Annotated in this window: 7 protein-coding genes; 5 read left to right on the top strand and 2 right to left on the bottom strand. The window is 42.2% G+C overall.

Annotation, left to right across the window (positions count from 1 at the left end; genetic code table 11):
- Nucleotides 1-106: 106 nt before the first annotated feature.
- The gene (locus V7K89_RS08310; protein WP_335186103.1) at nt 107-415 is read right to left on the bottom strand and encodes a DUF3067 family protein; all 309 of its coding nucleotides are present in this window, start codon (nt 413-415) and stop codon (nt 107-109) included.
- A 229-nt stretch (nt 416-644) separates the two neighbouring features.
- Here V7K89_RS08310 and petC point away from each other — a divergent pair, with 229 nt between their 5' ends.
- From petC to V7K89_RS08285, 5 genes are all read left to right on the top strand, one after another.
- Entirely contained in the window at nt 645-1,184 is a 540-nt protein-coding gene (gene petC, locus V7K89_RS08305; RefSeq protein WP_335186101.1) for a cytochrome b6-f complex iron-sulfur subunit, read from the top strand.
- A gap of 105 nt (nt 1,185-1,289) precedes the next feature.
- Nucleotides 1,290-2,291 carry a cytochrome f gene (gene petA / locus V7K89_RS08300; protein ID WP_335186105.1) on the top strand — a complete coding sequence of 334 codons (1,002 nt, stop codon included), beginning with the start codon at nt 1,290-1,292 and terminating at the stop codon, nt 2,289-2,291.
- Nucleotides 2,292-2,670: 379 nt separating this feature from the next.
- Nucleotides 2,671-4,125: a protein kinase domain-containing protein gene (locus tag V7K89_RS08295; protein ID WP_335186099.1), complete on the top strand. Its 1,455-nt coding sequence runs from the start codon at nt 2,671-2,673 to the stop codon at nt 4,123-4,125.
- Between the two features lie 81 nt (nt 4,126-4,206).
- Nucleotides 4,207-4,794: a hypothetical protein gene (locus tag V7K89_RS08290; RefSeq protein ID WP_335186097.1), complete on the top strand. Its 588-nt coding sequence runs from the start codon at nt 4,207-4,209 to the stop codon at nt 4,792-4,794.
- A gap of 317 nt (nt 4,795-5,111) precedes the next feature.
- Nucleotides 5,112-5,717 (top strand): L,D-transpeptidase, encoded by a 606-nt coding sequence (locus V7K89_RS08285; protein ID WP_335186095.1) that lies wholly within the window; start codon nt 5,112-5,114, stop codon nt 5,715-5,717.
- Between the two features lie 67 nt (nt 5,718-5,784).
- Here V7K89_RS08285 and V7K89_RS08280 read toward each other — a convergent pair whose 3' ends face one another.
- Entirely contained in the window at nt 5,785-7,374 is a 1,590-nt protein-coding gene (locus V7K89_RS08280; RefSeq protein ID WP_335186093.1) for a glycoside hydrolase family 57 protein, read from the bottom strand.
- Between the last annotated feature and the right edge of the window lie 639 nt (nt 7,375-8,013).

Genomic DNA, 8,013 nt, shown 5'->3' with positions numbered 1-8,013 from the left:
TGCGGATTAATCGCTTATTGCCATCAACCTAAGAAACCCAGCCTTCAGATGGAGTGGCTTTTATCTCAACCTGCTTAACCCGAACTCAGGTTAATCCAATAGCGAGTCATAATATCCATTCCGAAGAACGTTCACCTAAATCTAGAGGAATGCTGACAGCTTTGCCGAGGCGGGGGCGATCGCGGGTTTGGGCAATAAAAGTTTGTACCTGTGTTGACCCACCTAAGGCATGAAGATAATTGGCAATGCTATCAAGATGCTCTTGGTACTCCGCCTCACTCAAAGGAAAAGAAGCTTGCTCCAAATATTTCCACATAACCTGCAAAAATATCTTTCCCTGTGCCCGTCGGAACTGGACATCGTAAGAATATCCCCACTTATCAAGCAACATCTGGTGTAATTCCTGTCCTGTCATAGCTTTTCTCAATCAGATTTTACATTTAGTTATGATGTTAAGTTCCGTGACTCCAGTATGATAAGGATATAAAGAAATGTAATGCTAACAGAAAAGATGCTAAATATATCTTGGAACAAAGAAGTATGGCATCGTTGTCAGCGCTAGCATTTCGACTTAGACAAAAGTTGCTCAAGTACAAGTACTTTTGTCAAAATGCTTAACAAAATACACAAAGAGCGCGTAGATTATGGCTCAATTTTCTGAATCAGCAGACGTGCCCGATATGGGGCGTCGTCAGTTCATGAATCTGCTCACTTTTGGGACTGTCACTGGAGTAGCTCTGGGTGCATTGTATCCCGTTGTCAAGTACTTTATTCCACCAGCAGCAGGTGGCGCTGGTGGCGGTACAACAGCAAAAGACGAGCTAGGTAACGATGTTAGCGTCGCTAAATTTCTAGAAAACCGGAATGCAGGCGATCGCAACCTAGTTCAAGGATTAAAGGGAGATCCTACCTATATTGTGGTAGACAGCAAAGAGGCGATCAAAGATTATGGCATTAACGCCATCTGTACACACTTAGGTTGTGTCGTCCCCTGGAACGTTGCTGAGAACAAATTCAAATGTCCTTGTCATGGTTCTCAGTATGACGAAACTGGTAAAGTTGTTCGGGGTCCAGCACCTCTGTCTCTGGCTTTAGCCCATACCAACGTCAACGAGGACAAAATCGTTTTAACCCCTTGGACTGAAACCGACTTCCGCACAGGTGATGCACCTTGGTGGGGTTAATAATTTTGTCATTAGTCCTTAGCTATTTGTCCTTCGTTCAAGGCTTAATGACTAATGATTAATGACCAATGACTAATGACTAATTCAATTGTCGCCCTTATAGAGATGAGAAATGTTTTCATAACAGCGAGATTAACTCGCAATGCTAGAGCGATTGTAAAAACATTGCTCATAGCGATCGCCACTGTGACATTTTACTTCACTAGCGATCTGGTCCTTCCCCAATCAGCTGCCGCCTATCCCTTTTGGGCACAGCAAACCTATCCCGAAACCCCTCGCGAACCAACAGGGCGAATTGTTTGTGCCAACTGTCACCTAGCCGCCAAGGTTACAGAAGTGGAAGTTCCCCAATCGGTGCTACCTGACACTGTATTCAAAGCTGTAGTGAAAATCCCCTACGATTTGAGCGCGCAGCAAGTTGGTGCTGATGGTTCTAAGGTTGGCTTGAATGTCGGTGCTGTATTAATGCTACCTGAAGGCTTTAAGATTGCTCCTGAAGACCGTATTTCCGAAGAACTTAAAGAAGAAGTTGGCGACACTTTCTTCCAACCCTACAGCGAAGACAAAGATAACGTCGTCATCGTCGGCCCTTTACCTGGTGAACAGTATCAGGAAATCGTCTTCCCAGTTCTTTCTCCCAACCCCGCAACCGACAAAAACATCCACTTCGGTAAATATTCAGTTCACGTAGGTGGTAATCGGGGACGCGGACAGGTTTATCCCACAGGTGAAAAGAGCAATAACGCTGTTTACAACGCTTCCGCTACTGGCACAATTACTAAGATTGCTAAAGAGGAAGATGGAGACGGTAACGTTAAATATTTAGTCAACATCCAACCTGAATCAGGTGATGTTGTCGTTGATACGATTCCTTTAGGGCCAGACCTGCTTGTTTCCGAAGGTCAAGCAGTTAAGACTGGTGATGCTTTGACCAGCAACCCGAACGTCGGTGGATTCGGTCAAACAGATGGAGAAATTGTATTGCAAGACGCTTCTAGAGTCAAATGGATGATTGCGTTTATCGCTCTTACAATGTTGGCTCAAGTTATGTTGGTGCTGAAGAAGAAGCAGGTTGAAAAAGTTCAAGCTGCTGAAATGAATTTCTAAATTATTTGCGACATCATCCCTTGTAGGACAGGCTTCTTGCCTGTCTTTTTTATATGTTATTTTCTATAGAAACCAATTAGGTGAGCTAGAGTATTCACTAATTCATATCGGGGAAGTAGACTCTGAAGACCTCAACTTTTCGTCAGAGGCAGAGCGTGTATTGCAATAACTAATAGAAGAACAGCAACAATCAGACAAAGTAAAGAAATCTTTCTCTGAGTGATGGCGTAACTCTTAACCCCTTCGCTCAATCCTTGCGGTGTCTGCCACTTCTATAAATCCACTCGTTAAATAGCAAATATTAATAATAATCATTCTCAAGGGAAGGAGTAACCAAAGTGATACAATCTAGCCAACAACATCCTACGGAGTAAGATGGATGCTGATAAATACAGTTCTCCGCAACCACTATAAAATCGTAGGGGTTTTAGGAAGCGGTGGGTTCGGCGATACCTATTTAGCTGAAGATTTAGATTTGCCTAACAAGCCCAAGTGTGTTGTCAAACACTTAAAACCGAAAACCTCCGATGCAACAGTTTTACCAATTGCCAGACGATTATTTGAAAAAGAGGCAGAAGTTTTATACCGCTTAGGGAACCTGAGCAAGCAAATACCCAAATTATTCGCTCATTTTGAAGAAAATGGGGAATTTTATCTGGTACAAGAATTCGTGGATGGAGAGAACTTGTCTACAGAGATAATTCCTGACCAGCCGTGGGATGAAGCTCGAGTAGTTCAACTGTTGCAGGAAATTCTTGAAGTTTTAGTAGTGGTACATGAGCAGAATATTATCCACCGAGATATCAAGCCGCAAAACTTGATGCGCCGACGCGATGATGGCAAGATTATGCTGATTGACTTTGGAGCAGTTAAAGAAATTAAAGGTTTGGCACAAAACACTCAAGGTCTAGTGACTTCGACTATTATCATTGGCTCCAATGGTTATATGCCTAATGAACAAGCTAGTTCTAAGCCAAGATTGTCTAGCGATATCTTTGCAGTGGGGATTCTTGCTATTCAAGCTTTGACAGGTAGAATACCTCAAGAATTCCCAGAGGATGCAAATGGCGAAATTATCTGGCGTCATTGGACAAATGTCAGCGATCGCCTAGCTGATATCTTAACAAAAATGGTGCGTTACAACTTTAGCCAACGCTACCAGTCAGCAGCAGAAGCGTTACAAGCACTGGCATCCTCAACATCTTGGACTACCGTCCTAGCTCCAACTTATTCAGTTTCTCCTGTAAAACCAAAATCAACAAACAGGCGGATATTTGGATTTAATGGGATTTTAGCTGGAACTGTAATCGGAGTAGGAGTAGTGGCGATGCTTGCATTATCTTATTTTCCCAAACAGCAATCTCCTCAAATAACTAAAAATACTGAAAAAACTGAACAATTTATTTCACTACCTTGCAGTTCGGAACTAACTTCACTTCCCTCAACTAGAAAACCCGATATAAAGTTTTCAGATGGTACTGAATATTATGGGGCTAGAGATAAAAATAACAAACTATTTGGTAAGGGAGTAATGATATTTAAGAATGGTAGTCGATACGATGGAGAATTCAACAATAGTCAGCGCAATGGTTGTGGCATATTTTCATATTCCCCAAACACCAGTTTATATAAAGATTATGTAGGTCAATTTGTCAACGATAAATTTGAGGGGCTAGGAAAAATTAGATGGAAAGATGGTCGTGAATATCGAGGTCATTTCAAAGCTGGGCACTGTGAAGGGCAAGGAATATTTCAATTCGCAGATGGCTCTTTTAAGAGTGGGATTTGGCAGAATGGAGAATTGCAAGGAAGCAATTTATCATGTAATATATAGAAAAACTTAATGTAATACGTGTAGTAGGCTGAATAATGATAAATATTAATATTGAATGTAAATCAGGTTTCTTAACAAAAAATGAAACAAAAGTCATCTAAAAAATTGAAATTCATTGTTTCTACTGCTTCGTTACTCTTCTTCGCCAGCTTTGGTGTAGTTGTTCTGCCACAAGTAACTTTAGCACAACGGGAACAACCAAGCCAAACTCCGGCAACACCAGAGCAAACTCCGGCAACACCAGAGCAAACTCCGGCAACACCAGAGCAAACTCCGGCAACACCAGAGCAAACTCCGGCAACACCAGAGCAAACTCCAGCAACACCAGAGCAAACTCCGGTAACACCAGAGCAAACTCCAGCAACACCAGACCGAACTCCGGCAACACCAGAGCAAACTCCAACAACTCCAGACCGAACTCCGGTGACTCCAAGCCGAACTCCGGCAACTCCAAGCCGAACTCCGGCAACTCCAAACCGAACTCCGGCTAACCCGGATGAAACCCCCGTCAAACCAGACCAACCTTCAAGTCCTAATTCAAATTCAGGTACAAGACAAAGACAAAGACAAAGACAAAACCCACAAGCCCCAACTAGAACACCAGACTCAGGCTCAACTCCAGATTCCCAATCAGCACCTTCATCTCCTGTAATTCGAGGACGAGGGTAAAACTTTTTGATTTACAATATTTGGTAATTTGGAGATTAAGAATTCAGAATTCAGACTTAAAGCTAGTTCCAAACTAGTTGATATCTGAGTTCTGAGTTCTTAGTGTTGATTAAAATTAAACGACTTATGTGAGTTGGAGTCTGGAAAGGCGTAAATACGTCAACATGGCTAAACATCTTAGCTAAACTACAGCCTGAAATCCTTGCTATAGCTTGGGCATTTTTAATTCACATAAGGTGTATTAATCGTAATATTAATAATTAATGCAACAGAAAATGATACGTAGTATGTATTTTTGTAGTACTATCAAATTTAGTTTGACAACAATAGCAGTATTGATCTCGCTTCAATCATACGCCACTGCTCAGGTCACTAATAGTCAACCAAACTATTCTCAAGTTTCTCCTCAAGTTGAATCAAATCCTCTACCATTACAGTCAAATATTCCTAACTACTCTGAGCGAAAGCGCCGATTATTACTCAAATTCCAGCATCCCATAAAGTCAATAATTCCCAATACTTCTGAGCAAGAAATCCATTTGCTACTTAAACTTAATGAACGAAAACTTTATGTTTATCGGGGTGACAGTTTACAAGCCAGCTACCCAGTAGCTATTGGTAAACCTGGATGGGAAACACCTACAGGCAAATTTAAAATTATTCACATGGTACAAAACCCAGCTTGGGAAAACCCTTTCGTTGCTAATAGAGAAATTGTTCCTCCAAGCTCAGATAATCCTTTAGGAGAACGTTGGATTGGATTTTGGACGGATGGAAAGGACGAAATTGGATTTCATGGTACTCCGAATGTAAAATCTGTTGGGCAAGCAGTTTCTCATGGTTGCGTTCGGATGTATAACAAGGATGTGCGTAAACTCTATGAATTTGTGAAAATCGGAACACCTGTACTAGTGAGTAAATGATAAACTCCAGTACTAATATAAGGTGGGCAATGCCCACCTTACTGCTATTGATTACTTTTTGTGAGACTTATAGTGGACGATAAACGCGATAGTTGATTTCGGGGAAGATATTATCCATTAATTCGACTTTTTCTAGCCAACCACTATCAATTTTGCCAACTTTAACGTCTTCATAGAGCTTATTAAACCGCATCAGGTGCGATCGCGTCCGTTTAACTGCATAGGGTACCATTGTTCCCGTCCGCATAATAAATGCCCAGTCGGAAGATTGTGCTAATAACAATTCTCGCGCTGCTTGGTTCAAGGCTTTCCACGCCAACTCATCTTCTGGTTCCAGGTGCGAGATTTCAATCATCCGTTCAGCAGCTTTGTGCAAATGCGGATAAACCCACGCGTTCGTCTCATTCAACCAATACTCGTGGAAACCCTTGAAACCCCAACTCGACTGCGAAGGACGACAAACTTGCTGCGTCGGCTGCTCCCGCAAATAGTCTGCTAAATGGGTCATTCGATATGTTCGTTGGTCATACCACGACTTGCGAAATAGGTAATCGATGAACCAAGGACCTTCATACCACCAATGTCCAAATAACTCTGCGTCATAAGGCGAAACGATAATTGGTGGGCGCTGCATCATACCATACAGATGCTCAGATTGCCGCTCTCGATTATACATAAAGTTAGCAGCGTGTTCTGCGGCCTTTTCCCTAGCCCAATAAGGATCGTAAAGTGCCTTATCTGACAGTCCTAAACCACGTCCAGTAATTTTATGATATTTAATGCCCGTGTTTTTCCGTTGACCATTGGGCATAATGTAGGGCTTGATGTACTCATATTCTGCTTCCCAGCCCAAATCTTTGTAAAATTCCCGATATTCCGCCGCCCCAGGATAGCCTACCTCAGAAGACCATACTTGTTGGGAAGATTCATGATCTCGACCAAAGACTGCAACACCAGTTTCTGTATAAATTGGAGCATAAGTGCCAAAGCGCGGTCGGGGACGGGCATAAAGGATGCCATGCCCATCAGTGAGGAAGTAGCGTAACCCAGCATCAGCTAGCATCCGCTCTAAACCCTCATAGTAGGCACATTCTGGCAACCAAATGCCTCTAGGTGCTTGTCCAAAGGTTTGCTCATAATGTTCGCAGGCTACCTGAATTTGCGCCCACACTGCTTGGGGATACATTTTCATCAACGGCAAATAGCCGTGAGTAGCGCCGCAAGTAATGATTTCCAAGTTGTTACTGTCTTGGAACTTCTTAAAAGCTGTCACCAAGTCACCATCGTAGCGCTCCCATAGTTGACGCGCTTCGCTAAACTCAGTAGCGTAATGTTCGGCTAAATAACGAATATGCCCGTTGTTGACATTATGTTCTACTTCTAGTGCTACAAGTTCTTCTAGTTGAGCTAAGTGTGCTTCATAGCGTTCTTGAAGCAGAGGATCGCGAAGCATCGACACTAGAGGGGGTGTCATACTCATCGTGATTTTAAAGTCGACACCGTCTCGCTTTAAGCCTTCAAATACTTTCAATAAGGGGATATAGGTTTCTGTGATGGCTTCAAAAAGCCATTCTTCCTCCAGCACGTAGTCACTTTCTGGGTGACGAACGAAGGGCAGATGTGCGTGGAGTACAAGCGCGACGTAGCCGATAGCCATAGTGATTTTGGGGTGATACTTGTAAATTGAAGGTTGAGAGATTTGGCAGAAATTAACAATATTTTAAGACTTTATGGGGATCGTAAAGTAGGTTTGTAGCAGTTTTAAATTAATTTAAAAGTCTTGTACCAATCTTTCAGCCCCTGATCATTCCTCTTCTAGTTGTTGGTTGGCTTATTGCAGTAGAAAAATCGGGTTTCTAAGTTACAGTATTTTTGTTATCTTTGTGCTTTGACAGTTTAATAATTATTTTTTAGCCATCTTTGCGTGGCTTGAGTTTCATTCCTTCCTTGTGGGACACTGTTCACGTTTGACAGGCTCAATAACTATCAAAGCTTCGGCGTCACACTTTGACAAGCTCAGTACGAAGACTCTCAGTCAAAGGGTTTAAATCCATATCTGAAATTCTCTTTTCTACGAGATGATGTGCATAATTTGCTTTCCTCTAAGGGTACAATTTTGAATTTTGAATTGTTAATTTTGCCTTCTTTGATGAAGATTGAGTTTGATGAGCGATGCCTACGGCGTGCTACGCCTACGCCAGAATTATAGCAGTTCCTGCTTGAGTGCAATACAGTATGGGATGATGGAGTATATCAACGTCTAAGTGCCTGTAGAATGAAACCTTACTCCTGTGAT

The sequence above is a fragment of the Nostoc sp. genome (assembly GCF_036917515.1).
Classification (GTDB): Bacteria; Cyanobacteriota; Cyanobacteriia; order Cyanobacteriales; family Nostocaceae; genus Nostoc.
The sequence above is the reverse complement of the archived record's forward strand: the minus strand, read 5'-3'. Positions and strand labels throughout refer to the sequence as shown.

Excerpts from the sequence above, each read along its gene's own strand:
- petA (WP_335186105.1), top strand. The coding sequence starts at position 1,290 with ATGAGAAATGTTTTCATAACAGCGAGATTAACTCGCAATGCTAGAGCG.
- V7K89_RS08295 (WP_335186099.1), top strand. The coding sequence starts at position 2,671 with ATGCTGATAAATACAGTTCTCCGCAACCACTATAAAATCGTAGGGGTT.
- V7K89_RS08290 (WP_335186097.1), top strand. The coding sequence starts at position 4,207 with ATGAAACAAAAGTCATCTAAAAAATTGAAATTCATTGTTTCTACTGCT.
- V7K89_RS08310 (WP_335186103.1), bottom strand. The coding sequence starts at position 415 with ATGACAGGACAGGAATTACACCAGATGTTGCTTGATAAGTGGGGATAT.
- V7K89_RS08280 (WP_335186093.1), bottom strand. The coding sequence starts at position 7,374 with ATGGCTATCGGCTACGTCGCGCTTGTACTCCACGCACATCTGCCCTTC.
- petC (WP_335186101.1), top strand. The coding sequence starts at position 645 with ATGGCTCAATTTTCTGAATCAGCAGACGTGCCCGATATGGGGCGTCGT.